This is a genomic window from Sorangium sp. So ce394, assembly GCF_051474665.1.
GTDB lineage: Bacteria > Myxococcota_A > Polyangia > Polyangiales > Polyangiaceae > Sorangium > Sorangium cellulosum_D.
Map to the genome: position 1 here is coordinate 7115787 of NZ_CP150339.1, position 26468 is coordinate 7142254.

A 26468-nucleotide genomic window follows, 5' to 3' on the forward strand; every position below is an offset into this window, starting at 1 on the left:
GCGCGCCGAGCGAGAGCTTATGAGCCAGGCCACGAGCCATCGCGCCGCGGGGGCGCTCCACGACGGGCGCCGCCGCGACAAGCGCCCCGACCCTGGGGGCGCCAAGGAGCCCCCGAACGCCGTCGGCGCGCCGGCCGCGGGTCGCCCCGGCGATCGGCGGCGCGCCGCGGATCCGCTCGCCGCGGTGCTCGGGCTCGGCGACCGTGCCTCGCGCGTGGGCGCCTTCCTCGGGGTCACGCTGGCGCTCACCAGCCACAGCGCGGCGTCCGCCCGGGCGATCGTCTCGGGGTCGCTGCGCGACATGCGGCAGATGGTCGAGGAGATGCGCGTCGGCATCCACGACTACCTCTGGGCGATCTACGAGGTCGACGTCACGCCGCCGAAGGCCGAGGAGCCCAAGCCGCCCGAGCCGCCGCCGCCCGAGCCCGAGCCGGAGCCCCAGCCCGTCGTGAAGGCCCCGCCGCCTCCGCAGGCGAACACGCCGCCGCCCAAGGACGACCCCTACGAGCCGCCCCCCGCCGCCGCCGAGGCCGCGAAGGTCCTCACGCGCGAGCCGGATCCGGACGAGGTCCTCGACATGACCGACCGCGGGATCGCGAGCGGCGAGGGGCAAGGCGTCGGCTACGGCCAGGTGGCCGGCGCGGGCACGGCCAAGTCCCCCACGTTCAACCCGAACGCCAAGGTCGGCGGCGTCGTCGGCGGCAAGGGCACGGGCGACCCGGTCCCGCCGCCGCCGGCCGTCGCGGGCCCGGACCGCTCGGCCCCGGCCGGCCTGGTCGGCAGCAGCAGCTGGAATTGCCCTTTCCCTCCGGAGGCCGACGTCGACCAGATCGATCAGGCGAAGGTCGTCCTCATGGTCACGGTGCGCCCCGACGGCAGCCCGCTCTCCGTCAAGGTCGTCAGTGATCCCGGTCACGGTTTCGGTCGCGCCGCGCGCATGTGCGCGCTCGGCCGGCGCTACTCGCCGCAAAAGGACCGCGCCGGCTCCCCGATCACCGGCACGACCCCGCCCATCACGGTGAACTTCACGCGGTAGCTCGTCGCGAGAGCTCCCGGAAAATTCGCTCCGCGGCCGGCGCCTCGGCTATTCTCCGCGACAGCTTGTGATCGTCCCCGAACGGATCGAGCAGCTCTCGAAGGTCCCCCTGTTCAAGGGCCTCACTCCGGCCGCGCTCGAGCTCATCTCGCGCGTCGCGAGCGAGGAAACGTACGCCCTCGGCACCAAGATCTTCGAGCACGGCGATCCGGGCGACAAGCTCTACATCCTGCTCGAAGGCAAGGTCCGGATCAGCCGCGAGATCGCCGGGATCGGCGAGGAAGCGCTCGCGGTGCTCGGCCCGGGCGCGGTGTTCGGCGAGATGGCGCTGCTCGACGAGGCCCCGCGCTCCGCCGACGCGCGCGTGCACGAGCGCTGCCGGCTGCTCACCGTGTCGAAGGACGCGTTCGAGGATCTGCTCTTCTTGCACAAAGAGCTCGCGTACGAGGTCCTCTGGAACGTCGTCCGGATGCTCGTCCAGCGGCTCCGCGAGACGAACAACAAGCTCACGTTCCTCTCTGTCTCGGGCAAATTCGAGTAGAGTGCGGCCCGATCGCCCGGCGACCGTGGGAGCGCGCCCCGGCCGGCGCGCCCTGCTGCACGGGCAGCGGCGTTCTGCTCACGATCAACGGTTCCTTTGGAGGAGTATGGCAGCCAGGATGAAGCACGCAGCGCTCGCCCTCGCGCTCTGGATGGGCGCCTTCGCAGGAGCATGTGGCTCCGCCACGCCGCCGCCCGAAACGGCGGCCGACAAGGACGACTTCGACGGGGAGACGCTCCCGAGCGAGGACAAGGCGACCGCCGAAGCGGAGAGCGCGAAGCCCGCCAAGGCGGAGAAGACGGCGGAGGCCGACGAGGGCGAGGGGCACGAGGCGCCCGCCAAGTCGACGCCGATCCAGGCGACCAAGTTCGAGGCAGATCTGAAGAAGATCGGGATCAACCTCAAGAAGATCCCCGCGCTCGAGAAGCTCCCGACGGCGCAGAAGAAGAAGGTGATGCCGCTGCTCCAGAAGGCGCTCGGCTACGACACCTGCGAGGGCTGCCACGCCGAGGGCGACTTCAAGAAAGAGACGCGCGACATGAAGGTCGCCCGCGAGATGTGGCGCAACTTCGTGGTGCCCCTCCGCAGCGAGAGCGGCGGCACCCTCTTCTGCGACAGCTGCCACGCCGGGAACGAGCACGTCCTGAACCGCAAGGACAAGAAGGCCCTGCAGGCGTTCATGGAGGAGGAGTACCAAAACAAGCTCGCGCGGGCGAACAAGGAGGACATGGAGTGCGGCACGTGCCACGGCGACGCCATGGAAACCAAGATCATCGAGAAACTCTGGAACATCCCGAAATGACGGGGCCCGAGATGACGGGGATCACCCGGCTGCCTTGAGCCGCCGTCCTCCTCCAGCAGCGGAATCCATCGCGCTCTCGCGCGCCTAGCGCCCCGCGCCCGCCGCAGATTCGTTAATCTGCTTACCTTCCAGACGCGATCGCGCTCCGGGCGTGCCCGCTCCGGAGCGCGCCCCGGCGCCGGTCTCCGGCCCGGCGCCGGCGCTCGGCCGCCTCATCATGACGACGGATCGCCATGACGGTGGGTCATGCCCCGTTTTCGTACTAGATAGGCGGCATGTGCGGTGTGTTCGGAATCTTTGGCCACCCCGAGGCGGCCAACATGGCCTACCTCGGGTTGCACGCGCTCCAGCATCGAGGGCAGGAATCTGCGGGGATCGTCAGCAGCGACGGGGAGCGCCTCTTCGGCCACCGCGCCATGGGGCGGGTGCAGTCCGGCTTCGCGCCGTCCGATCTCGCGTCGCTGCCCGGCGACCGCGCCATCGGCCACGTCCGCTACTCCACCGCGGGCGGGTCGCACCTGAAGAACGCGCAGCCGCTCGGCGTCGACTACGCGCGCGGCTCGCTCGCGGTCGCGCACAACGGCAACCTCACGAACCACGAGGCCCTGCGCGAGCAGCTCGAGGCGCGCGGCTCGATCTACCAGACCGCGAGCGACACCGAGTCGATCGTCCACCTCATCGCGATGAGCAAGAAGGACGATCTGCGCCAGCGCATCGCCGAGGCGCTGAAGCAGGTGGAGGGCGCCTACTCGCTGCTCTTCCTGACGGAGCGGGAGCTCATCGCCGTGCGCGACCCGCGCGCCATCCGGCCGCTCTGCATCGGCGAGATGACGAGCGGCAGCGGCGTCGCCCACGTGGTCGCCAGCGAGTCGACGGCGTTCGATCTGATCGGCGCGCGCAAGGTGCGCGACGTCGCGCCGGGCGAGATGGTGATCATCAGCGCGGACGGGGTCCGCTCCGAGTTCCCCTTCGCGCCGGAGTCGCGCAAGCTCTGCATCTTCGAGCACGTCTACTTCGCCCGCCCCGACTCGACGATCCAGGGCGTGAGCGTCTACGAGGTCCGCAAGGCGTTCGGCCGGCGCCTGGCCATGGAGCAGCCGGTCGAGCCCGGCGACGATCTCGTCGTGATCCCGGTGCCCGACTCGGGCGTGCCGGCGGCGATCGGCTTCGCCGACCGCGCGCGCGCCCCGTTCGAGATGGGGCTCATCCGCAGCCACTACGTCGGCCGCACGTTCATCGAGCCGCAGCAGTCGATCCGGCACTTCGGCGTCCGGCTCAAGCTCAACCCGAACCGGGCGGCGATCGAGGGCAAGCGGGTCGTCGTCGTCGACGACTCGATCGTCCGCGGGACGACGAGCCGCAAGATCGTCAAGATGATCCGCGACGCGGGCGCCCGCGAGGTGCACGTCCGCATCTCGAGCCCGCCCACGCGCTGGCCCTGCTACTACGGCGTCGACACGCCGACGCGATCGGAGCTCATCGCCTCGAGCCACTCCGTGGACGAGATCTGCAGCTACCTGACGGCCGACAGCGTCGGCTACCTGTCGCTGGAGGGCCTGGTCGAGAGCGTGCGGTCGATCGAGGCGCGCGAGGGCGACCCCGGGGCCGCGCGGCCGTCGGCGGACAGCTACTGCCACGCGTGCTTCTCCGGCAGCTACCCGATCCCCTTCACGCCGGCCGCGCCGAGCCGGCAGCTCCGGATGGTGAGCGGTTGACGCTGCCCCGCCCCTTCGCCGAGGGTCCGCCGGCGACCGAGGGCTCGCCCGAGCGCCCGAGCGCGGGCGGCGCCGCGTCCGCGCCGCTGTTCGCGCGCGTCGCCGACGAGGTCTCGATCTACGAGGTGAGCCCGCGGGACGGGCTCCAGAACGAGGCGGCGATGATCCCGATCGAGGGCAAGCGGCGGCTCATCGCGGCGCTCGTCGCCGCCGGCCTCCGCCGGATCGAGATCACGAGCTTCGTCTCGCCGAAGTGGGTGCCGCAGCTCGCCGACGCCGAGGAGCTCTCGAGGACGATCGCGGCCGAGCCGGGCGTGACCTTCAGCGCCCTGTGCCCGAACGCGCGCGGCCTCGAGCGGGCGCTCGCGGTGGGCCTGCGCGAGATCGCCGTCTTCCTGAGCGCGAGCGAGGCGCACAACCGCGCCAACGTCAACAAGTCGATCGACGACACGCTCTCGGTGTTCTCGGAGATCGTCCCGCCGGCGCGCGAGGCGGGCGTCGCCGTGCGCGCGTACGTCTCGACCGTGTGGGGCTGCCCGTACGAGGGCGACGTCGACCCCGCCCGCGTCGTGCGCATCGCGGAGCGGCTCATCGAGCTCGGGTGCTACCAGGTGTCGCTCGGCGACACGATCGGCATCGGCACCCCGCGGCAGACCCACGACATCGTCCGCCGCTTCCTGGACGCGATGCCGCCCGAGCGGTTCGCGCTGCACCTGCACGACACGCGGGGCACGGCGCTCGCGAACATCCTGGTCGGCCTGGAGCTCGGCGTGCGCGACTTCGACGCGTCGGTGGCGGGCGTGGGCGGCTGCCCCTACGCGCCGGGCGCGGCCGGCAACATGGCGACCGAGGATCTCGTGTTCATGCTCCACGGGATGGGCGTCCGGACCGGCGTCGATCTCGACAAGCTCATCGAGGCGGGCAACGTCGCCGAGCAGGTCATCGGCCGCCCGCTGCCGGGCAAGGTCCACCGCGCCGGCCCGTTCCGGCTGCGCCGCCTGCCGACCCGGGGCTGAGCGCCGCGGCGCGCCCGGCCTCGAAGCGGAGCGCGCCGCCGGCCCGAGGCCGAGCGCTGGGCCGAGCTCAGCCCCGAGGCCGAGCGCCGCCGCGCGCTCGGCCGCCGGGGCGTCAGTCGCCCGCCCTGCACTCGAGCCGGGTGAAGAAGACGTGGTGCTCGCCGCCCTCGCGATCGTCGCGGAAGAGGATGCCCACGTCTCCCTCCGGCCCGAACGTGGCGACCGGGCCGATGCTGTCGCGGCGCGCGAAGGTGAGCCGCTGCTCGTCGCTGATCCGCACGAGATCGGCGTTCACCGTGACGGCGTAGAGCTCGTAGCCGTCGTTCTGGTCGCGATCGTCCGAGTAGATCGCGAGCAGCCGATCGCCGAGCGGGCGCAGGAACGGATACCGGGAGCGGAAGGGGCCCGGGTTCGAGATGGCCCTCGGCTGGACGAGGATCTCGCCGTCCTCCGAGACCGCGGCGGCGTAGATCGCCTTGGGGCTCGCCGACTTGTCGTACCACGCGATGACGTAGCGATCGCGGTTCCACACCACCGTGGGATAGACCGCGTCGGTGTCGCCGTTCGTCAGCGAGACGACCTCCGAGCTCGGCTGGAGCTCGGCGTCGAACGTCTGGAACTGGATGAAATGCGTGACCGCGTCGCCCGCCGACCACGCGACGCCGATGCCGCTCTGGCCCGCCGCCACGGAGGGCGCCTCGTTGTCGAAGCCGCTCGATCCATCGGTGAGCTGGACGTTCTCGCCGATCAGGTTGCCGTCGACGTCGATGCGCTGGGCGAACAGGTCGAAGGCGCCGTTGCGCTCGTCCTGCCAGACGGGGATGAACTCCGCGTCGTTCCACGCGAGCGACACGTTGACCGAGAAGCCTGGCGCGTTCGAGAGCCGCCGGTCGCCGCCCTCCACCTTCTCGCCGTTCTCGTCGAGCAAGGAAAAGTACACCTCGTAGTCGCCGTCGCGCCGGTCCTGCCAGGCGGCGCCGTACCGATCGCCGACCCACACGATCGGCCCGCCGGAGGCGTCGCCGTTCTTCGGGGTGATGATCTCCTCGCCGGGCGCGAGCGGCTCCCCGCCGGCGCTGATCATCGTGCGGTACACGTTGAAGCCCCGCGTGGTGCCGGTGTAGAGCGCCGCGTACGAGGTCCCGCTCCAGGACAGGCCGCCCGAGCTGGCCGGCGCGATGTCGCCCGAGATGCGGATCGCGTCCAGGTCACGCGGCACGAAGCGCGCCCCGTTGTCGACCGTGCCGTCACAGTCGTTGTCGACCCCGTCGCAGATCTCCCTCCCGCCGGGGAAGGCCGCGGCGCTCGAGTCGTCGCAGTCGTCGCCGCACGCGAGCGGCTCGCCGGCGATCGTGCCGGGCAGCGGCGCGCGGAAGCCGTCGCCGTCGATGTCGAGCGTCGACGGCCCGTAGGTGCAGAGCCCCGTCGCGCTCTCGCAGGTGTCGCGGGTGCACGGATCGCCGTCGTCGCAGTCGACCGGCAACAGGGACACGCACGTCCCGCCGCGCCGGGGGGCGGCGCCGCCCGCCCCGCCCTCGGGCGCGGGCGCCGCGCCGCCCTCGGGCTGCCCCGCCTCGAACAGCTGGCAGACCACCGGCTTGCAGAGATCCTTGGCGCCGGGGCAGTCGGCGTCGACCTCGCACTCCGGGGCGGGCGGCGGGATGTTCAGCCCCGTCCGCGCCCCGCACCCCCCCGAGAGCGCGGCGCCGCCGGCGGCGGCCCCGAGCAGGACCAGCGCGAGGGCCGTCCTCCGATGCGAGCGCGGACCCACGGAGCGCGTCGTCACAGGCATCCGCCCATCCCCTCCACGTCGATCGGCTCGCACACGAGCCCCGGAGCGCAGCTGTCGTCGCCGCTGAGCGCGCAGAGCTCCACGCACTGCGTGCCCGAGCCGGTCACGACGCAGGCGAACCCGGCGCCGCACTCGCCGCCGCCGCTGCACGGATCGCCCTGTCCGCCCGGGCCGGCCGGCGCGCAGAAGGCGCCGTAGATCTCCTGCCCGCACGGCTCGCTCGGATACTGCACGTAGATGAAGCACCCCTCTCCGGGGGCGCAAAAGCCGCTCGACTGATCGTAGGGATCGCACGCGAAATCGGTGATCGGCGGCTCCATGTCGGGACAGCCGGGGTCCTCGTACTCCTCGAGCGGGTCCGGGCCCGCGTCCGCGCCGCCGCCCCCGACGCCCGGAACGGGAGGCGCGCCGGCCTGGCCGCCCCCGCCTTCCGCGGACGGATCGTCCACGATGACGGTCTGTCCGCAACCGACGGCGAGGCCCAGACCAGGGAGCGGCACGCAGAGGAGTGTCAGGAAGAGCGAGGAGCAGCGTCGCATGGCGCCATGCTATCGATTCCACGCGCGCCTGCCACGCCTTTGGCAGCGCGGGCAGCGTCCTGACGCGGTCGCGCGAGGTGGATCCTTTCCCCCAGGCTGCAATCCCACTTGCCTGTTGGCCGGCGCTCTGATGTATCTCTCAACAATGCACAAACGCAACCTGCTCAGTATCGCGCTCCTCGCAGCTTCCCCTCTGACGCTCGCCCACCTCATGGCTTGCGGCGGTGACGACGCGACCGGAGGAGGCGGGGCGAGCTCTTCCAGCACCACCTCGAGCAGCACCGGCGAAGCCGGCGGCGGCGGCGAGGCCGGCGGCGGCGGCGAGGGCGGCGGCGGCGGGGGCGGCGGCGCGGGCGGCGGGGATGGCGGCGGCGGCGGCGATGTCGTCGGCGAGCCCGCCGGCCACCTGCTGATCTCGGAGGTCGTCGTCCGGCCTGGAGCGGCCGAGTTCGTCGAGATCTGGAACCCGACCGACGAGGCGGTCGACCTCACCAACTACTACCTTTCGGACAACGCCGTTTATTATGCCATCACCGAGGGGAAGGCCTGGGCCCCGGTCGGCAGCGAAGGGACCGACTTCCTCGTCCAGTTCCCTCCCGGAACCACGATCGCGGCGGGGGCGCGCCTCGTGCTCGCGAGCGACGAGTCGTTCGAGCTCGAATACAATCGCTGCGCCGACTTCGCGCTTGACGAGTCGCCCATCCCCTGCGAGGGGGACGACGTGCCGCCGATGATCGCGCCCACGAACGGCGCCCTCGGGGCGCAGGCCGGCGCGCTGCTCACCGACGGTGGGGAGATGGTGATCCTCTTCGAGTGGGACGGGACCGAGGGCAGCCCGCTCAAGGACATCGACTACGTCATCTGGGGCGCTGAGCTGGGGAACTCGGCGATGGCGTACAAGACGGGGAAGACCGGCTATGCCGACGACACCGCGCGCAACAGCCAGCGGCCGACCGCGGCGCACGGCGCCGGGGAGAGCATCGTCCGCTGTAGCGATCGCGAGGTCGGCGAGCTCTTGACCGAGGGCAACGGCATCAGCGGGCACGACGAGACGAGCGAGTGGCTCGACGTCAGCTTCACCGTGTCGAGCTCGCCCTCGCCCGGCGAGGACAACGACTGCGAGTAGCCCCCTCCCCGCCGGGCTCGGCCCCGCGCCGCGGCGCGGCCGGGGCGCGAGCTCGGCGCGGCGAGCGCCGGGGCGCGCTCACTGCCGGGTGATCGTCACCTTCTTGATGACTGGCGGGTTGACGGGGCGCTCGCCCTTGACCTCGACGCCCGCGAGCTTGTGGACGAGCTCCTCGGGCCCGCACTCACCGAAGATGGTGTAGCCGTTGTCGAGGTGGAACGCCGCCGCGTCGGTGATGAAGAACTGCGCGGAGTTCGTGTTCTTGCCGCGGTTCGCCATGCACAGGAGGCCCGGGCGGTCGTGGCTGCCGTCCTCCCAGACCTCGTCCGGGATCACGTAGCCGGCCTCGCCGGTGCCGTTCTTCTTCGCGTCGCCGCCCTGGATCATGAATCCCTGGATGATGCGGTGGAAGATCGTCCCGTCGTAGGCGGGCTTCTTCTCCCATTTGCCCTCGGGCGTCTTCCAGGGCCTGATCCCGCGCGCCAGGCCGACGAAGTTGGCGACCGTGATCGGCGCCTTGTCGTCGAACAGCTTGCAGGACAGCGTGCCGAGGTCGGTCTCGATCGACGCGGTCAGCGTCTTGCCCGGCGGGAGCCCCTTGGTCGCGTCCTCGAGCGTCCACTTGCCCTTCACCGGGTCGTCCTCGCTGGGCTTGACCTCGGCGACCGGCTTCGCCGAGACCTTGCGCCGCTGCGGCGGGGGGCGCTCCTTCTCGGTCTTCTCGGTCTTCTCCGTCTTGCTGCCGGCCGCCCCCGTCGACGCCGGCGTCGTCGTCTTCGTCTTCGGCGACTCTTCGGCCGTGGGCTCCGGGGTCTTCGAACATCCGGCGAGGACCGCCAGCGCGGCGAGCGCGGCGACGGGCTGCATGGCGAGGGTTCGAGCGATCATCGGGGGACGGTTTCGCGCGTCGCGGTCCGGCGGTCAAGGGCGAGCCGCGCCGTGGTAGGAAGCGGCATGAGCTCGCGCTGCGCCCTCGCGACCCGTCCGTTCTCGCTCGCCTCGCTCGCCCCGCTCGCGCCCGCCCTGGGCGCGCTGCTGCTCGCGGCCGCCCTCGGCGCGTGCGAGCGCCGCGTCGACGAGCCGCTCCAGGTCGCGCCCCGCGGCGAGGTGACGCCGCCCCGCTCGGCCGAGGCGCCGCCCGCCGCGACCGAGGCGCCGCCCGCCGTCGCCGAGGCGCAGGACGGGGGTCGCTGCATCGAGCCGACCCCGGAGGCGCCGGAGCGGCCCACCCCGACGGCCGGCCCGGATCCGGCGTGCCCCGAGGACCCGACCGGCCCGTTCCAGCTCGCGACCGGCAAGGTGATCTTCCTCGAGGCCCAGGCGCCCGACGTCCTCGTCGAGATCGCGCGAAAGGAGAAGGAGCGCGCCCGCGGGCTCATGTACCGGAAGAGCATGGCGGAGAACCGCGGGATGATCTTCGTCTTCCAGCAGCGGACCCAACACTCGTTCTGGATGCACAACACCTGCATCCCGCTCGACATGCTGTTCATCGACAGCGATGGCACGATCGTCGGTATCGAGGAGAACACCCCGACGCTCAACGACTCGAGCTTCGACGTCGGCTGCCCCTCGACGTACGTCCTCGAGCTGAACGCCGGCTGGGCGCGGCGCCACGGCGTCCGCGCCGGCCAGAAGGTCCGGCTCGAGGGGATCTGACGCTCGCCCGCGCGGGGGCGTCGCGTCGGTCGGCGCACCGCGCGCGCGGCGCTACATCCCCGGGAACAGGCCGAGCTGGCGCGGGGGCGCCGGCGGGCCGAGCGCCGAGCGCGCCGCGCCGGGCGGCGGGGCCGGCGGCGCGGCGTCGAGGACGAGCGGCCCCCGCGGCGGCGCGGCGAGCAGGCGCGCGCGCTTGCCGAGGAGCGCGTCGCGGGCGGCGTCGAGGGCGAGATCCGGGCGGTTGTTGACCTCGGACAGGTGCATCAGCGCGACCGTGTGCGTGCCGCCGGGCAGCGCCGCGAGCAGCGCGCACGCCTGCGCGTTCGACAGGTGGCCCCGCGCCGAGCGGATCCTGCGCTTGAGGTGCTGCGGGTACGGGCCGGCCTCGAGCATGTCGGCGTCGTAGTTCGACTCGAGCAGCAGCACGTCGCAGCCGGCGACGTGCTCGAGGAGCCCCGGCGGAACCTCCCCGAGGTCGGTCACGAGCGCGGCGCGCCGCGCCCCGTCGTCGACGACGAGCGCGACCTGCGCCGCGTCGTGCGGCAGCGGCCTCGGCGAGATCGTGAGCGCGCCGATCGCGAACGGCTCGCGCGGCGAGAAGCTCCGGACGCGCTCCGGGTCGCCGAGCTCGGCGGCGCGCGCGGTCGCCTCCGAGGCGTAGATCGGGATTTTATGCTTCTTGTTGTACTTGGCGGCCACGCCGACGTGGTCGGCGTGCGCGTGCGTGATCACGATCGCGTCGGGGGCCCAGCCGAGCGGGCCGCCCGCGCCCGCCGCCGAGAGGCATTGCTCCAGCACCCGGGGCCCGACGCCCGCGTCCACGAGGACCCGCGTGCCCCGGGAGGAGAACAGGGTGGCGTTGCCTCCGCTCCCGCTCGCGACGATGGTGATCTTCATACCGGGCTCCGCGGAACGGGAACGACGACGGACGGCTCCTGTGACCCGTAGCGCAGCCGAGGGCCTGGCCGCAAGCGCGCTGAGCCGCGCGAAGCGCTCGCGAGCGCGCTGGAACGACGCTAGAGGGATCCCACGTCGTGGTGCCCACCTCCCGCCCCTCCCCTGACACCCGCACGGAGGCGCCGCTCGACGCGCCGCGTGCCCCCGGCGACGGCGGCGCCGCGCCCGCCGCGCCCGGCGATGGCGCCGCGCCCGGCGATGGCGCCGCGCCCGGCGATGGCGCCGCGCCGCGCGGAAAGCGCCGCCGCCGCGCCCTCATCGCGGCGCTCGTCGTCATCGCCGCCGTCGGGGCGGCCGTCGCCGCGCTCCTCGTGCTCGGTCCGCCCGCGCTCCGCCGGCACATCGTCGCCGAGGCCCGCGCGCGCGGCGTCGCGCTGGATCCGGGCGCGATCGACGTCGGCCTCGGCGAGGTCCGCCTGCGCGGCGCGCGCTTCTCCCTGCTCGGCGTGCGCGGGCTCTCGGGCACGGTGGCGCGCGCCAGGATCGCGCTGCGCGGGCTCGCGCCCGCCGGGATCGCGGCGGATGGGGTCGAGCTCACCGCCGTGGGGATCGACGCCCTGGAGGGCCTGCCAGCGTGGATCGCGCAGCACGGCCCCCGCGCGGCGTCGCTGCCGCTCACCACGGGCCGCGTCCGCCTCGGCCTGCGGGATCGCGACGGGGGGCCGGAGGTGGTCGCGCTGGCGGACGCCTCGCTCGAGCGGCGCGCGGCCGGCGCGGCCCAGGGCGCCGCGGCGCCGCCGCCGGGCGCGCCGGGGCTAGAGGCCGGCGTCCTGAAGCAGGCGCGCGTGCTGGTCGCCGGCAAGGAGGTGGCGCGCACCGACGTCGCCTGGTCGATCGGCGCGGCCTCCATCTCCCTCGGCTTCGGCGGCGAGGACGCCGCCTCGGCGCCGCTCCGGGCCGAGCTCCGGCCGCGGCCGTCGCCGAGCGCCTCGATCGAGCTCGCGCCGACGCAGCTCGCCGCCGTGGGCGCGCTCCTCGGCGTGGACGTCGGCGCCTCGACGATGGTGGTCTCCGGCACGTTCGAGCTGCGGCTCGCGGCCGGGGCGGACCGGACGGCCCTGTCCGAGGCGCCGCTCGAGGGCCCGATCGCGCTCACGGTGAAGGGCTTCACCCTGCCCCACCCCAGGGAGCTCGACGGGCTCCTCTTCGGCGACACCACCACCGTCAAGGCGGACGCCCAGCTCTCGGGCGACCGCCGGCGCATCGCGCTGAGCGGTGTGGAGGTCGCCGCCGGCGCGCTGAAGCTCAAGGGCACGGGGGCGATCCAGCGCGACGGCGCGGACGCCTCGATCGGGATGGATCTATCCGGATCCATCCCCTGCTCGCTGCTGGCCGGCTCCGCGGCGATGGCGCACCTGACCGGCGCCGTGGGCCTGCTCGCGCGCGATCTGGTGAGCCGCACGCTCGCGGGCTCGGTGGCGGTCCAGGTGCGCGTCGACGCCCGCGCGAGCCGGCTGACCGCCGCGCGGGTCAACCCGAGCGCGATCCTCCGCTGCAAGCTCCGCCTGTAGCGGGCAGATCAAGGCGTACGGCGGCCGGAAACGGGGGAAGAGAGCCGCCAAGTACGCAAAGAGGAGAATTTTTCAATTCGGAGTCTCCCGGCGTCCTCGGCGCCAGGGCGGTTCTCTTGATTCGCGCATGAGCGCCGCGCGCGGGCGTCGCCGCCCCCGGCGGGTGGCTCCGTCCGGGCACAGCGAGGGTCGATGAAGGAGGAAGGCGGAGGACGAAGGTCCGTGTCGAGGACGATCTGGCGCGACGAGCCACGGCGGAGAGCGCGCGGAGGGCGGCGCCCGCGCTCGACGGGAGAGCGCGGCTCTGGCACCCTGATCGTCGAGGAGCCCGCCATGCGCGCTCGATCTCTCGCCGTTCGGATCGCCTCGCGCCTCGGGCTCGTCTCCCTCGTCAGCGCTTCCTGCACCGGCGGCCTCGGCGCCGGCAACGACGACGCCTCGGGCGGCGGGGGGGCGGCGGCGGCGTCCTCGTCCTCGTCGACCTCCATGGAGCTCGCCGGCAGCGGCGGCGCTGGAGGAGGCGGCGGCGCCGGCGCGGTCGGCGCGGGAGAAGGCGGCGCCGGAGAGGGCGGCGCCGGGGGAGGCAGCGGCGGAGTCGACGAACAGGACTTCCCGCTCGACACGCCGCCCGAAGGGCCGTGCCCGCCCGACATGGTGGAGATCGAGGGATACTGCATCGATCGCTTCGAGGCGCCGAACATCGAGGGCGCCCTGCCGCTCGTGATGGAGAGCGCCGTCTCGGCGAACGCCTGGTGCCAGGCGCGCGGCAAACGCCTCTGCACCGAGGACGAGTGGGACACGGCGTGCCAGGGCCCGGAGGCGCTCGTCTATCCCTACGGGAACACCCACGAAGCCGAGCGCTGCAACGACAACAAGACGTGGATTGCGCCCGACGAGGGGGCGCTCAACACCTGGCCTTCCGACGAGGCGCTCGCCGAGGTCCAGGCGCTGTACCAGGCCGAGCCGAGCGGCTCGCGGCCGGGGTGCGTGAGCGCGTTCGGCGTCTACGACATGACAGGAAACGTCGAGGAGTGGGTGGTGCGCACCAAGTACCACGTCAACGAGTATCCCCATGTCCTCAAGGGCTGTTACTGGTCCGGCTGCTTCGGCGGCGCGAAGCCGCGGTGCGGCTCCACGAACCCGGCGCACGCGGACGGGTTCCGCTTCTACGAGACCAGCTTCCGGTGCTGCCGCGACGCGCAGTGACGGGGTGACGCGCCCATCGTCGCCGCCCCGGCCCGCGCCGCGGCGGCCTCGCTCGCGGAGGTCCCCTGCCCCGCGAGCGAGGCCGCGCGCCCCGAGCCCGGGCGGCACGCGCCCCGGACGAACCGCTTCCCCTCGGTCGCGCCGCAGGCTAGGGCACCGGGACACGGTGCTGACCCTGCCAAGAGAGCCCCGCCCCAGCCTCGACCTCGTGCGGGACGCCATCGCCGCGTTCTCGGCCAAGGGCCGCGAGCGCGCGCGACCGGACGATCTCGACGCGCGCGACCCGGCGTTCATCGCCCGCGTGCTCCCGCTGCTCGGCTTGCTCTACGACGACTACTTCCGCTGCGAGACCGAGCTCGAAGCGGCGCTGCCCGACGGCCCCTTCCTCGCGGTCAGCAACCACAACGCGATGACGGGAATGCCCGATATGTACTGCCACATGACGGCGTTCTGGCGCCTTTATGGGCCCTCGCGCCTGTCCTACGGGCTGATGCACGATCTCCCGTTCAACGTCCCGAAGGCCGGCCCCTGGCTCAACGCCTGCGGGGCCATCGCCGCGAGCCCGGAGAACGCGCGGCGGGCGCTCGCCCGGGGCGCGGCGGTCCTGGTCTTCCCCGGCGGCGATCTCGACGCCTGCAAGCCCACGTCGGCGCAGTACACGATCCGCTTCGGCCGCCGCCGCGGCTTCGTCCGGCTCGCCATCCGCGAGGGCGTGCCCGTCGTGCCGATCGTGAGCGCGGGCGCGCACCAGTCGCTCTACATCGCCACGGACGGGCGCAGGGTGGCCGAGTGGCTCCGCCTCCCCCGGCTCGCGCGCTCGAACGTCGCGCCGCTCGGCCTCGCGCTGCCGTGGGGGCTCATCGTCGGCGTCCCGATCCCCCATGTGCCCCTCCCGGTGAAGATCCACACCCGCGTGCTCCGCCCGCTGCACCTCGGCCTCCCGCGCGAGGCCGCGGACGACCCGGACGAGGTCGAGCGCGCGTTCGCGCGGATCGTCGCGCGGATGCAGGCGGGGCTGGACGAGCTCCGGACGGCCGGCAGGCACGGCCTCTTCCCGCGCGGTTGACGAGGCCACCGCAGCAGCATGGCGGCGCGGTGGCGCCCGAGAGCGCCCATGACGCCAGCGGGCAGCGCCCTGCCGCGGCGAAACCTGCCGGCGAATGACAAAGGGCGCTGGGGCGCGCGCGGCTCTCGGAAAACCGAATCCGTTCATGTAGGCTTGAGCGCCAGCCGTGACCCCCGACCGCACCGCGCAGCTCCTCGCACCGGTGGCCCAGCCCGGAGAGCTCATCGCGGCCAAGTACCGCGTCGAGCGGGTCGTGGCCATCGGCGGAATGGGCGTCGTCCTCGCGGCGCGCAACGAGGATCTCGATCAGCAGGTCGCCATCAAGATCCTGCGCCAGGACGCCCTCAGCAACCAGGAGGCGGTCGCGCGCTTCCTGCGCGAGGCGCGCACGGCGGCCCGCCTGCAAGGCGAGCACGTCGCGCGCGTGTTCGACGTCGGCACCACGGAGAGCGGCGTGCCCTTCATGGTGATGGAGTTCCTGAGCGGGCTCGATCTCCAGCAGGTCATCGAGACCCACGGCCCGCTGTCCATCCAGGACGCCGTCGACTACGTATTGCAGGCGCTGGAGGCGGTGGCCGAGGCGCACGCGGCCGGCGTCGTGCACCGGGACATCAAGCCTTCGAATCTGTTCCTCGCCGAGCACCCGGACGGGACACGGCACATCAAGGTCCTCGATTTCGGCATCTCGAAGGGGCAAGGGCTCGACTCGCCGGCGGAGCCGGGGCTCACGTCGACGAAGCAGGTGATGGGCTCGCCCGGGTACATGTCGCCCGAGCAGATGATGGCCCCGAGGACGGTCGACGGGCGCGCCGACGTGTGGTCGTTCGGCGTGCTGCTGTACACGCTCGTGACGGGCGAGCCGCCGTTCCAGGGCGAGACCGTGGCCGCGGTGATGGCGAACATCCTCCACCAGCCGGTGCCGCGGCTGCGCGACAAGCGCAGCGACGCGCCCGCCATGCTGGAGCGGATCGTCGCGCGCTGCCTGGAGCGCGACGTGAGCGCCCGCTACGCCAACGTCGGCAAGCTCGCGCAGGCGCTCGAGCCGCTCGGGTCGAGCTTCGCGAAGCTCTCGACCTCGCGCATCCAGAGCGCGATCGGCGCGGCGTCGCCGGCCGGACAGACGCTGCTCAACTCGAGGGCGGCCGAGGACAGCGATCGCCTGTCCGGCGCCTCGTGGACGCACACGGGCTTCCGCCGCCGGTCGCGGCGCAGGCTGCTCGTGGCCGCCGGCGTGGCCGCGCTGCTCGCGAGCGTGGCCGGCGCGGGCGTGTGGCTCGTCGGAGGCGTGCGCGTGGCCCCGGAGGCGCCGAGCTCGGCCGCGGCGGGCGAGCCCGGTCGGCCCGGCGGCGGCGCCCTCGTCCCCGGCGCCGCGGCCGCGGCGCCGAGCGCGCCCGCGGCATCGCCGAGCGCGCCCGCCGCGGCGAGCGCTGCGCCCCCGAGCGCGCCGGCCGCGGCGAGCGCTGCGCCCCCGAGCGCGCCGGCCGCGGCGAGCGCCGCGCCCCCGAGCCCTGCGCCGACCGCGGCCCCCGCGGGCAGCGCTGCCACCGGCGCGCGACCGAAGGCGACCGCGTCGGGCGCGCCGCATAGGCCGGGCCCCGTGCCCCGGCCGCAGGGGCCGACAAGCGAGGACGAAATGCTGAGGAGCCGCCATTGAGATCGTTTCGAGCGCGACACGCGGGCGCATGGCTCGCGCTGCTCTCCGGGATGAGCCTGACCTCGCCGCTCCGGGCGCAGCCGACGGCGGCGGACAAGGCGCTCGCCGAGGGGCTGTTCCAGGACGGCAAGAAGCTCATGGACGAAGGGAAGCTGGCGGAGGCGTGCCCCAAGCTCGCCGAGAGCCAACGGGTGGATCCCACGGTCGGGACGCTGCTGAACCTGGCGGTGTGCCACGAGAAAGAGGGCAAGACGGCCAGCGCGTGGGCCGAGTTCAAGGAGGCGTCCGCGCTCGCGGCGACCGCCGGGCAGCAGGATCGCTCCCAGTTCGCGGCCAAGCGCGCGGCCGAGCTCGAAGCTCGGCTGACGCGCCTCGTCCTGGAGGTCGCGGAGGCGGCGCCGGGGATGTCGATCACGCTGAACGGCCAGCAGCTGAGCGCCGCTGCGGCCACGGGCTCGGGCATCCCCGTGGATCCGGGCACGGCGACGATCGAGGCCAAGGCGCCGGGCAAGCAGCCGTGGTCGCAGCAGGTGACGCTCGATCCAGGCCCCAGCGCGCCGCGGGTGGTCATCCCGCCGCTCGCGGACGCCGCCGTTCAGCGGCCGGCGCAGGCCGCTCCCCCTGCCCCGGCGCCGGCCGTCCGGCCGACGCCCGCCCAGCCCGAGGCGACCGGCAGCCCGGTGCGCGCGCTCGGCTTCGTCGCCGGCGGGGTCGGGCTCGCCGGGCTCGGCGTGGGCGCGGTGTTCGGGATCATGGCGATCCAGAAGGCCGGGGACGTCGAGGAGGGCTGCAGCGGCAATTTCGGCTGCAGCCGCGCGGACGTCGAGGCGAACGAGAGCGCCCGGACGACCGCGATGGTCTCGAACATCGCCGCCGGCGCGGGGCTCCTGTGCCTCGGGGCCGGCGTGGCGATGGTGCTGCTGTCGCGGTCGCCGGAGGCGCCCGTCGCGGGCGGGCGCGTCTGGCTCTCGCCGACCGTCGCCTCGGACGGGGGGCGCATGACGCTCGGAGGGCGGTGGTGATGCGGGGGTCGAAGCGCTCTGCCGCGACGCTCGCGCTCGCCGCGCTCGCGCCGGGCCTCCACGGCTGCGCGGAGATCGCGGGGATCGAGGATCGCCAGGTGATCCCGCTGATCGTGATCGCCGAGAACCAGGGGGCGCCTCGGGGCATCGCGCTCGACGAGGAGGCGATCTACTGGACCAGCGCGAGCGCCGACGGGAGCCAGGGCGGCGCGCTCCGGCGCCAGATCAAGGACGAGCGGGAGGTCATCGACCTGCTCGCTCCGTCCAGCGAGGTGCCCGACGTCATCGTGCTGGACGCGACGCACATCTACTGGTCGAGCACCGACGCGGCGTTCACCGGGGACTGCGACAGCGCCAAGCATCAGCGCGACAAGCTGCGGAAGCTGCCGAAAGCCGCGAGGTTTCCGGCTGCTTTCGTCGAGGAGCCGCTGTGGGGCAGCTGCGGCGCCGCGGAGGCGATCGCGCTGAGCGCCGACAACGTCTACAGCGCTCGCCCGAACGGCAGCCGCATCACCTGGGTCCCCAAGGCCGGCGGCACGCGAAAGGATCTGTTCGTGGGCGACGAGCCCGCCGGGGTCGCGACCGACGGCGCCCTCGTCTACTGGACCGATCGCGCCGACAACACGCTCTCCGTCGACAACACGAGCGACGCCGACGAGGCGGCGCAGCTCCGCGCAGACCTCGTGGAGCCGGGCCTGCTCGTGCTGGACGAGGCCAATCTCTACTGGCTCACCCCGGACAGCGTGATGCGGTATCCGCGGAGCCCGTCGGAGGGGGAAACCCCGTCGCCCCTCCTCGCCGACCTGTCCGGCCCCCCCACCGGGATCGCCGCGCACGGGGACTACCTCTACGTGACCGTCAGGGCGGCGGGGACCGTGTACCGGATTCGCAAGGACGGGACCGCCGATCGGGAGATCCTCGCGGAGAATCAGGGCGGCCCGACGGGCATCGCCGCGGACGGGTCAGGCGTCTACTGGACGAACACCGACGCCGGGCAGATCGTCAGGTTCACCGACGAGTGAGCCGCGGCGCCGGCGGCCGCGCCGCGCGGACCGCCCGGCGTCCCGGGATCAATCGATCTGCAGATGGTAGTGGGGCGGCCGCGACTCCTCGAGCGCGAACACGCCCCCGACCTCGTCGATCCCCTCGATGAACGCGCGCTTCTCGGCCGGCGTCATGTCCCGGTTCCGGATGTCGACCGCGCCCTCCCTGAGGTGCGCCGAGATGAACACGCCGCGGTCGATCTGGGCGCGGATCACCCGCTCGAGGGCCGCGATCACGGCCTCGGTGGGCTCGTCGGCCGAGAGCCCCTCCTCGTACGCGCTCTTGATCTCGCGCGCCGCCGCCTTGTCCTTGTAGAGGCCGAGGACGTCGGCGCCGTGCCGGAAGAGGTCGTGCATCGCCTCGGCCTGCCGCGCGGGGTCGCGCGTGCCGCTCGTGACCACGAGCTCCTTTCCGGTCCGCCGGTGGTAAGCGGAGGCGATCTCCGCGACCTTCTGCTCCACGTCGGGCGCCAGCTCGACGCCCGGCAGGAGCACGTAGCGGCGCTCCTCGTCGGCCGCGGCCGACGTCACGCCCCGCCGGGGCCGGGCGAGCGCGGGCGGCTCGTCGTCGGAGCGGTCGACGTCGGACGGGTCGTCCTCCGTGCTCTCCGGGACCTGCAGCGACAGCACCCGGGCCGCGGGGCCGTCGGGCACCCAGAAGTCGAGGTCCCCCTGGTCGCCGGGAGCGCGGGCGGCCGCGGGCGAGCGCCGCGGCCCGGCGGCGTCGGGCTCCCGGGCGACGCGGGAGACGCAGCCTCCCGCGGCGAGCGCGAGGGCGAGGACGGCGGCGCGGCGGGCGCGCCAGAGCAAGGCGAGGTGCGAGCGCAACATGCGAGCCACGGGCGCCTCCTACGTCGTGATCGTGAACGAGGCGCGCGCGAGCTCCTTGCCTGCCGCGTCGTTGACCGTCACCGACCAGAGCCCCGCCGCGCGCGCCTTCCGCGTGGCCGCCCAGGTGCGAAAGCGCCGCTCCGCGCCGACCGCCAGCGGGATGCGCAGCGGCGCGCCCCCGTCGGGCGGCGTGAAGACGACGGTGATCTCCGAGGCGGCCCGGTCCTTGTTCGAGAGCTCGACGAACGCGTAGAGGCGCTCGATCTCCGCGCTCGCGAACGACGTCGCCGGCTCGATCGGCTCGCGGCCGGCGATGCCCTTCGCGACGACGAGCCGCATCACCTGGAGCTCGGGCGCCGCGGCGGCCCCCTCGCCAGCGCCGCTGTCCTGCGGGCCGCGCCCCGCGGCGCGCGCCTCGAGGGCCGACCCCGACCTGCGGCGCCGCTCCCGCGCCGGGCCGCGGGCCGCGATCGCCGCGTCGCTCCGGCCCTCCACGGCAGCGCCGTCCGCCGCCGACCGCGCCTCCGCGTCCTCCGCGGCCCCGCTCGCCTGCCCGTGGACGGCGCGGCTCAGCGCCGGAGGCTCTTCCCGGGCGATCCGCGCGATCGCCTCGCTCGCGTCGCTGCAACCGAGCGCCCCCCCGCCGAAAGCGGCGGCGGCGAGCGCCAAGACCATGGTTTTCCGCGTCGTTCCCCGGGTATGCACACCGACGAGGTGCCACGATTCAGCGGAGCGGGCGAAAAAACGGCGACGCAGCGGCCAGGGGCCCCGTCGCCTACGCCGGGCTCACCGCGCTGGGCTCACGAAGAGCCGCCGGCGCGGAGCGGACGCGGAGCTCGGGCGAAACGCCGCCAGCGCGGCGGGGGCCGAAGCCCTCTCAAGAATGACAACGCACCGCGTCACGACGACGTGGTGTGCCCGCGTTCCACGGGAGCACGGCCACGAGGGTGCGTACGTCGAGGCGTCCGGTGTCAGCGCTTCGGACGGGACCAGCGCGGGCTGTTGGCCAATTCACCCTCCTGGGTGGGCCCGAAGCTCGTGATCGCGCTGTCTTCGATCATCAGGATGAGCAGGCCTCCGCTCGCGCCTCGTGCCGTCGTCGCCCGGGATCCCTGGCTTGTCTCCCGTGACGAGTGGTCCGAGCCTTCCGCTGCGATCTGCTTCATCTCCAACTCCTTCAACACTTCAGTCCGGCTGTTATCGCCCTGGCTGGCTGGCCAGCTGTACTTCCGTGCACCGCGTCTGGGGCGAAAAACGGACCTGGGCGCGAATGCGCCAATGTTCGCAGAATAGTCACGGCTTCGAGGGAAAATCATCAGGAAAGAGCTCGCCCGATGTTTTCTGTCCGGTACAGCCTGCGCGCTCGCGTTCACCTTGCGCGCTTCTGCCAGCGCGCGCAAGCGCACGAGCGCTTCAGCGGCGGCCGAAGCCGGGCAGCTGGCGGGCTCTGGCCACCACCTCGTCGCAGTCGATGCAGCGCATGAGGCCGTCGACCAGCTCCATGCTGCCGAGGCTACCGCACTCCGGACAGCGGTTCGCGAGCTGGTGCTTGCTCTCCTCGCAGAGCCGGTTCTGCTCCGCCTCGGCCTCCGCCTCGGCGCGGAAGATCTCTGCCGGCGTGCGAGCGTCGCGCTTTCGGTCAGCATCCATGGCGCGCAACGTATCACGCGCGCCGAGCGCCCCGCGAGCGCCGCGCGCCTCCCGCTCGCCGCGCCGCCGACGCGGCGAGCGGGAGGCGCGGCGCTCGCAGGGGCGCCGGCCGGATCGCTAACGCACCGACTCGAGCAAGCTCCGGAAGCCCGAGCGCGCCGACTGCACCGTCTCGTCCGGGCCGACCATCCTGAAGAACCAGTTGCCGCGATCGGGCGTCCTCACCGCCGCGCCGACGAGCCGGTAGCCGTCCTTCACCATCTCCACGGGCGCGCGCCTACGGGCGCCCCCCTGGGGCCCGAGCGGGATCTTGTAGGTGCCGGCCACCTCGACCAGCTCGACCCGCATGCCGCGGACCTCGAACGACTCCCGCCGGGCCTTCGCCCCGACGTCCCCGTCGAACTGCGCGAACCACTCCCTGAAGTTCGCCTCGACGTCCCCCTTGCTGCCCAGGCCGAACGACAGGACCTGCACCTCGACGTCGTCCTTGTCGTCCGCCGCCCTCGGCACCTTGTAAAGCGCCTTGCGCGGGCCGGCGCGCGGCGCCTCGAGCGCGGCCCAGCTCCCCGGGGGGTCCCACGCGAGGGGCGCGGCGACCGGCGCGCCGGAGGCGGCCGGCGGCGGCTCCGGCTCCGCCACGGTCCGCGAGCAGGCCGAGACCGCGAGCGAAAGGAGCGCGGCTCGGGCGAGCGAGGCCCGACGTGGGTGCATGGAGGCCAGTTCTACCACCGGACACGAAATCGGGTGTAAGCCCTTGGTACCGCTCGCACGTAGAAGAGACGCTCCGGCCAGGGAGAGGAGACGGCGCGCATGGACCAGATCGGCGAGTACCTCGTTCGACGCCTCGTCGGCGAGGGGGGGATGGGCAAGGTCTATGAGGGCGAAGAGCGCCTGTCGCGCCGGCGCGTCGCGCTGAAGGTGCTCCGCCCGGAGCTCGCCCGGAGCGAGCAGGGGCGGCGGCTCTTCCTGAACGAGATGCAGATCCTCGCGCACCTCGAGCACCCGAACATCGTCCGGAGCCTCGCCAGCATCGAGGCATCCGGCGAGCTCGTGATGGTGCTCGAGTACCTGGACGGCCAGACGCTGCGCTCCCTCCTCGGCGCCGCCGGCCGCCTCCCCTGGCCGGAAGCGGTGCGGATCACGGCCAGCGTGGCGAGCGCCCTCGCGGCGGCCCACGGGCAGCAGCCGCCCGTGATCCACCGCGATCTCAAGCCCGAGAACATCATGGTGCAGAAGGACGGCGCCGTGAAGGTGATGGATTTCGGCATCGCCAAGGTCGTCGAGGCGATGAACCAGACGAACACGCAGAGCGTCGGGACCCTGCAGTACATGAGCCCGGAGCAGATCGACGCGCGATCCATCGATCACCGCTCGGATCTCTACTGCCTCGGGCTCATCCTGTACGAGGCGCTCTCCGGGCGCCCGCCGTTCCAGTCGGCCTCGCCGCGGGAGCTGCTCAACCTGCAGTGCACGGAAGAGCCCCCGCCGCTCGACGACGACGTGCGGAGCGGGCTTCCCCGCGGCGTCGAGCAGCTGCTCTTCCAGCTGCTCGAGAAGGCGCCCGAGGATCGGCCGTACCTCGCGCAGGACGTCGTGGATCGGCTGGAGCCGTTCCAGACCGCCGCGGCCGCGCCGCGCGGGGCGGCGAGCGGCGAGCGCGCCGCCGGCAGCCGGGATCGGGCGAGCGCGCCGCATCGGACCGACGACCACGGCCGCGCGAGCGCGCCGCATCGGACCGACGACCACGGCCGCGCGAGCGCGCCGCATCGGCCTGACGACCACGGCCGCGCGAGCGCGCCGCATCGGACCGACGACCACGGCCGCGCGAGCGCGCCGGGAGCAGCGCGCGTCACCGGTGGAGCGGGCGCGCCGCGCGCCGACACCATCGCGCTCGTCGAGCAGATCGACCGGAGGCGCGACGTCCCGGCCGGGCTCGCGATCGCCATCATCGTGGCGCTGTCGGCGGTCGCGGGCCTCGGGACCTACGCGCTGCGCTCGACGGGCGGCGCGCCGGAGCCGCCCGCCAGCGCCGCGACGCCGGCGCCGCCTCCGGGGGCGCGGTGAGGCGCGCGTCGCCGGAGCAGGCGGGCTACGCGGAAGGCGCGCCCCTCCCGGCCGTGGGCTCCGCGGCGCGCTGGCGCTGCGGCGCGGCGGAGGAGCTGTGGCGGCTCGGCGAGGCGGACCAGGGCGGCCCGGCAGGGCCCGAGCGCGAGGCCGTCGCGGCGCGGTTCCTCGCGCTCGGCAGCGCTGGCGTCGGCGGCTTCGTCGACGGCGGCATCGACGCGCCGGCCGAGGGCGGGCCCGCCGCGGGCCCGGGCGGCGCGCGCGTCTGGCTCGTGCGGAGGCTCGCGGGCGCCCCGCTCGCGGATCGGATGCGCGCGCGGCGCGGTCCGTTTCCGTTTCAGGAGGCGCTCCGGCTCGCCCTCCCGCTCGCCCGCGCGCTCGCCGCCTGCGAGCGGGCCAGCCTGTTCCCGGGCCCGCTCTCGCCCGACGCGGTCCTCGTCGACGACGCGGGCCAGGTGACGCTGCCCGCGAGCGCGCTCGTCGCGGCGCTGGTCGGGGCCCCGGCGAGCGGCGGCGCCGGCGCTTCGCCCCGCGCCGCGGGCGCGCGGGTCTCCGCGGAGATCCCGCCGCTCTGGACGCCGCCGGCGCAGGCCGACGGCGCGATCTGGGACAGCGCCGCGAACCGGTACGCGCTCGGGCTCGCGCTCTACCGCCTGCTCGCGGGAGAGCACCCGTTCGCGGGCGCGGGCCTGCGGCACGCGCTCGGCGAGGCCGCTCGCCGCGAGCCCCCGCCGTTCGTCGAGAGCGTCGCGACGGCGCTGCCCCCGGGCCTGCAGGGCCACGTCCTGCGGCTGCTCCATCCGGATCCGGCGCAGCGGCCGCCGCGCGCCGAGGCGATCGCGGACGCGCTGAGCGGGTTCCTCGAGGGCGATCCGCCGGCGCGGCCGGCGCAGGTCGCCCGGACCTCGCGCCGCGCCGGGGCGGCGGCGCCGACGAGCTCCGGCGCCGCGGCGCAGACGAGCGCCGGCGCGCCGGCGAGCGCGCCGCGGGGCGAGGCGGCCGCCCGCCGCGCGCCGCCCGGGCCCGCCGGCGCCGCGGCGCGGCTGTGGCGGCTCGCGCCGCTCGGCGCCGGCGCGCTGGTCGCGTCGGCCGCGCTCGCGATCTCGCGGGGCGCGCCCGAGCCGGCCGCGCCGCGGGCCGTCGCCGTGGCGCCGGTCGCGCCGCTCGCGCAGGCGCAGACGGCGGCGGAGGACTGCGCGGCGTGCCACGGCCGCCAGGCCTCGGAGTGGCGCCGCTCGGTGATGGCGCACTCGGTGAAGAGCCCGCTCTTCAACGCGCTCGAGAGCCTCATCGAGGAGCAGGTCGGGCGCGACGCCGATTGCCCGAACGGCGCGGGCATCCTGCGCAAGGTCGACCCCGCGCGCGCCTGCCGCGACCGGCAGAGCGGCGTCGTCGTGACCGGCTCGGGCGGCGAGCACTGGTGCGTCAACTGCCACAGCCCGGCCGAGCACCTCGACGCCGCCATGCCCGCGTGGGACGGCCGCCCCGGCGGCGACCCCCGCGCGCGCCTGCCGGTGCGCGACCTGCTCACCCGCCGCGGTCTCGAGGGGATCTCCTGCGGCTTTTGCCACCAGGTGCACGGCCCGGTCGGCCCGCGCGGGCGCCCCGGGTACCAGGGCAACGCGACGTGGACGTCGTTCACGACCGGCGCCGTCTTCGCGGCGCGCCCCGAGGACGCGCGCGGCCTGTTCGGGATCGCGAACAGCGGCTACGACCTCCGCCCCGAGGAGCTCTTGCTCGCCGCCGGCCAGCGCGCGGACCGCCGCGCCGGGCCCTCGCCGGCGCGGCCGCCCGTCGGCGACGACCCCGTCGTGCACGGCCGGCCGTCGGCGGGCGCCAGCGCGTACCTGCGCTCCAGCGAGTTCTGCGGGGCCTGCCACGACGTGCGCCTCTTCGGCACCGACAGCCTCGCGGCGGCGCGGGGCGAGCATTTCAAGCGGTTGCGCAACGCCTACACCGAGTGGGCGGAGTGGGCGCGCTCCGAGGAGCGCGCGGGCCGCGCCGCGGCGAGCTGCCAGGACTGCCACATGAGCACCTACCCGGGCGTCTGCGAGGCGGCCCCGGCCGGCGCCGCGCTGGCGGCGGCGCCAGATCCCGAGTGCCCGCCCGGCACGCGCTTCGCCCCGCGGGCGCCGGGGGCGCGGCCGCGGGGCCGGATCGCGGATCGCTCCACCGCCCCGGCGGACGTCGCGACCCACTACTTCTCTGGCGTGGATGTGCCGCTGTCGGACGAGTTCCCGGAGGCGCTCATCGACGAGCCGTCGCTCGACGCGCACGGCATCCCCACGAGCGCCCGCCGCCGCCGCGATCTGCTGCTCCGCCACACCTTCCGCTTCGAGCTCGGCGCCGCGCGGCGCGCCGGCGCGGCTTTCAGCCGCGTCGAGATCCCGATCGAGATCGAGAACGTCGGCGCCGGGCACAAGGTGCCGGCGGGCTTCAGCCAGGAGCGCGAGATCTGGGTTCACCTCGCGGTCAGGGACGCAGATCGTCGGGTGATCTACGAGGTCGGCCGCGTCGACCGCGCGGATGAGGATCTGAAAGACAAGGTGTTCACCCGGGTGACCACGCACCCGGACGCGAACAACCCTCTTGGGCCCGCGGGCGCCCAAGGGGGGTTGTTCGGGGCAGACGTGCGCGACGGGCCGGACGTCCCCCTCTGGGCGCCGCCTCCGCGGCTCGGCGGCACCTCGTTCCGCGGGCGAGGGCTCATCAACTTCCAGAACGGGTTTCTGCGTTGCGTCCGCTGCATCGGTGTCGTCGCCGCGGACGGCAGCTGCCAGCCCGGGCCCGGCCAGGGGCTGCACCACGCCGACCGGTACGCGGACGGGGACTACGATCAGGACACCGGCGCGTGCGGCTCGAACCTCGCGGGGCAGAACGCCTTTCTGGAGACCTATTTCCCCGTCGGCGCGCTCGACGCGAGCCGCGGGGCCGTGAAGGGCCCGGACGCGATCATCGACACGCGCTCCGCGCCGCCCGGCGTGCCGATCCGGTACACGTACGACCTCCCGGCCGGCGCGCTCCGCGGCCCGCTCCGGGCCGAGGCGAGGCTGCTCTTCCGGGCGTTTCCCCCCTTCCTGATCCGCGCCTTCGCCGCGTACGAGCGGGAGCAGGCGCGGCGCGGCCTCAGGCCGACCGGCCCGCTGGTCACCGAGTCGATGCTCGGCCGCCTCGAGGTCGTCGAGCTCGCGCGGGCCGAGATCGAGATCCCCTGAGCCGAGGTGACCGCGATGGAGCCACC

General features: G+C 74.1%; 24 protein-coding genes. 15 read left to right on the forward strand and 9 right to left on the reverse strand.

The features are described 5' to 3' along the window. Positions 1–19 precede the first annotated feature (19 nt). The 5 genes from WMF33_RS25885 to WMF33_RS25905 all read left to right on the forward strand — a co-directional run bounded on the left by WMF33_RS25885 (position 20) and on the right by WMF33_RS25905 (position 5110). Positions 20–1036, forward strand: a complete 1017-nt coding sequence (locus WMF33_RS25885) for an energy transducer TonB (RefSeq protein ID WP_437322338.1) — start codon at positions 20–22, stop codon at positions 1034–1036. A gap of 67 nt (positions 1037–1103) precedes the next feature. Beyond that, complete coding sequence (locus WMF33_RS25890; RefSeq protein WP_437322339.1) at positions 1104–1577, forward strand: cyclic nucleotide-binding domain-containing protein; 474 nt, start codon at positions 1104–1106, stop codon at positions 1575–1577. Between the two features lie 118 nt (positions 1578–1695). Beyond that, positions 1696–2379 carry a hypothetical protein gene (locus WMF33_RS25895; protein ID WP_437322340.1) on the forward strand — a complete coding sequence of 228 codons (684 nt, stop codon included), beginning with the start codon at positions 1696–1698 and terminating at the stop codon, positions 2377–2379. Positions 2380–2654: 275 nt separating this feature from the next. Beyond that, entirely contained in the window at positions 2655–4094 is a 1440-nt protein-coding gene (gene purF, locus WMF33_RS25900) for an amidophosphoribosyltransferase (RefSeq protein ID WP_061621878.1), read from the forward strand. 86 nt (positions 4095–4180) lie between these two features. After that, complete coding sequence (locus WMF33_RS25905) at positions 4181–5110, forward strand: hydroxymethylglutaryl-CoA lyase (protein WP_061621879.1); 930 nt, start codon at positions 4181–4183, stop codon at positions 5108–5110. A gap of 112 nt (positions 5111–5222) precedes the next feature. Here the strand turns inward: WMF33_RS25905 and WMF33_RS25910 are convergent, their stop codons facing one another. Both WMF33_RS25910 and WMF33_RS25915 read right to left on the reverse strand, forming a co-directional pair. Next, positions 5223–6902, reverse strand: a complete 1680-nt coding sequence (locus WMF33_RS25910; protein WP_437322341.1) for a MopE-related protein — start codon at positions 6900–6902, stop codon at positions 5223–5225. After that, positions 6893–7441 (reverse strand): hypothetical protein, encoded by a 549-nt coding sequence (locus WMF33_RS25915; protein ID WP_020737138.1) that lies wholly within the window; start codon positions 7439–7441, stop codon positions 6893–6895. The genes WMF33_RS25910 and WMF33_RS25915 overlap by 10 nt, the downstream gene beginning before the upstream one ends. A 145-nt stretch (positions 7442–7586) precedes the next feature. On the opposite strand from WMF33_RS25915, the gene WMF33_RS25920 reads away from it, so the two are divergent. Then, the gene (locus WMF33_RS25920; RefSeq protein ID WP_437322342.1) at positions 7587–8567 is read left to right on the forward strand and encodes a lamin tail domain-containing protein; all 981 of its coding nucleotides are present in this window, start codon (positions 7587–7589) and stop codon (positions 8565–8567) included. A gap of 78 nt (positions 8568–8645) precedes the next feature. Here the strand turns inward: WMF33_RS25920 and WMF33_RS25925 are convergent, their stop codons facing one another. Further along, positions 8646–9455 (reverse strand): peptidylprolyl isomerase, encoded by an 810-nt coding sequence (locus WMF33_RS25925; protein WP_437322343.1) that lies wholly within the window; start codon positions 9453–9455, stop codon positions 8646–8648. 66 nt (positions 9456–9521) lie between these two features. Here WMF33_RS25925 and WMF33_RS25930 point away from each other — a divergent pair, with 66 nt between their 5' ends. Further along, complete coding sequence (locus WMF33_RS25930) at positions 9522–10223, forward strand: DUF192 domain-containing protein (protein ID WP_437322344.1); 702 nt, start codon at positions 9522–9524, stop codon at positions 10221–10223. A 51-nt stretch (positions 10224–10274) separates the two neighbouring features. On the opposite strand, the gene WMF33_RS25935 is transcribed toward WMF33_RS25930, so the two are convergent. Then, entirely contained in the window at positions 10275–11120 is an 846-nt protein-coding gene (locus WMF33_RS25935; protein ID WP_437322345.1) for an MBL fold metallo-hydrolase, read from the reverse strand. A gap of 137 nt (positions 11121–11257) precedes the next feature. Here WMF33_RS25935 and WMF33_RS25940 point away from each other — a divergent pair, with 137 nt between their 5' ends. From WMF33_RS25940 to WMF33_RS25965, 6 genes are all read left to right on the forward strand, one after another. Then, complete coding sequence (locus tag WMF33_RS25940) at positions 11258–12691, forward strand: hypothetical protein (protein WP_437322346.1); 1434 nt, start codon at positions 11258–11260, stop codon at positions 12689–12691. A gap of 333 nt (positions 12692–13024) precedes the next feature. Beyond that, positions 13025–13897, forward strand: a complete 873-nt coding sequence (locus WMF33_RS25945; RefSeq protein WP_437322347.1) for a formylglycine-generating enzyme family protein — start codon at positions 13025–13027, stop codon at positions 13895–13897. 166 nt (positions 13898–14063) lie between these two features. Continuing rightward, positions 14064–14963 (forward strand): 1-acyl-sn-glycerol-3-phosphate acyltransferase, encoded by a 900-nt coding sequence (locus WMF33_RS25950; protein ID WP_061621785.1) that lies wholly within the window; start codon positions 14064–14066, stop codon positions 14961–14963. Positions 14964–15129: 166 nt separating this feature from the next. Continuing rightward, complete coding sequence (locus WMF33_RS25955) at positions 15130–16617, forward strand: serine/threonine-protein kinase (protein ID WP_437322348.1); 1488 nt, start codon at positions 15130–15132, stop codon at positions 16615–16617. Then, the gene (locus tag WMF33_RS25960; protein ID WP_437322349.1) at positions 16614–17639 is read left to right on the forward strand and encodes a hypothetical protein; all 1026 of its coding nucleotides are present in this window, start codon (positions 16614–16616) and stop codon (positions 17637–17639) included. Before WMF33_RS25955 ends, WMF33_RS25960 begins: the two co-directional genes overlap by 4 nt. Then, positions 17639–18661, forward strand: coding sequence for a hypothetical protein (locus tag WMF33_RS25965; protein WP_437322350.1), 1023 nt, complete (start codon positions 17639–17641; stop codon positions 18659–18661). The genes WMF33_RS25960 and WMF33_RS25965 overlap by 1 nt, the downstream gene beginning before the upstream one ends. Before the next feature lie 48 nt (positions 18662–18709). Here WMF33_RS25965 and WMF33_RS25970 read toward each other — a convergent pair whose 3' ends face one another. The 5 genes from WMF33_RS25970 to WMF33_RS25990 form a co-directional block, all read right to left on the reverse strand. Continuing rightward, positions 18710–19513, reverse strand: coding sequence for a hypothetical protein (locus tag WMF33_RS25970; RefSeq protein ID WP_061621646.1), 804 nt, complete (start codon positions 19511–19513; stop codon positions 18710–18712). An 18-nt stretch (positions 19514–19531) separates the two neighbouring features. Next, the gene (locus WMF33_RS25975; protein WP_437322351.1) at positions 19532–20188 is read right to left on the reverse strand and encodes a DUF2914 domain-containing protein; all 657 of its coding nucleotides are present in this window, start codon (positions 20186–20188) and stop codon (positions 19532–19534) included. Positions 20189–20484: 296 nt separating this feature from the next. After that, positions 20485–20679, reverse strand: coding sequence for a hypothetical protein (locus WMF33_RS25980; RefSeq protein WP_437312399.1), 195 nt, complete (start codon positions 20677–20679; stop codon positions 20485–20487). Between the two features lie 247 nt (positions 20680–20926). Further along, the gene (locus WMF33_RS25985; protein ID WP_020737154.1) at positions 20927–21163 is read right to left on the reverse strand and encodes a hypothetical protein; all 237 of its coding nucleotides are present in this window, start codon (positions 21161–21163) and stop codon (positions 20927–20929) included. A 117-nt stretch (positions 21164–21280) separates the two neighbouring features. Next, on the reverse strand, positions 21281–21874 hold the full coding sequence (locus WMF33_RS25990) for a hypothetical protein (protein ID WP_437322352.1): 594 nt from the start codon (positions 21872–21874) through the stop codon (positions 21281–21283). 99 nt (positions 21875–21973) lie between these two features. On the opposite strand from WMF33_RS25990, the gene WMF33_RS25995 reads away from it, so the two are divergent. Together WMF33_RS25995 and WMF33_RS26000 are read left to right on the forward strand one after the other, a co-directional pair. Further along, complete coding sequence (locus tag WMF33_RS25995; protein WP_437322353.1) at positions 21974–23227, forward strand: serine/threonine protein kinase; 1254 nt, start codon at positions 21974–21976, stop codon at positions 23225–23227. Further along, complete coding sequence (locus WMF33_RS26000; protein WP_437322354.1) at positions 23224–26442, forward strand: hypothetical protein; 3219 nt, start codon at positions 23224–23226, stop codon at positions 26440–26442. Before WMF33_RS25995 ends, WMF33_RS26000 begins: the two co-directional genes overlap by 4 nt. Positions 26443–26468: the final 26 nt, after the last annotated feature.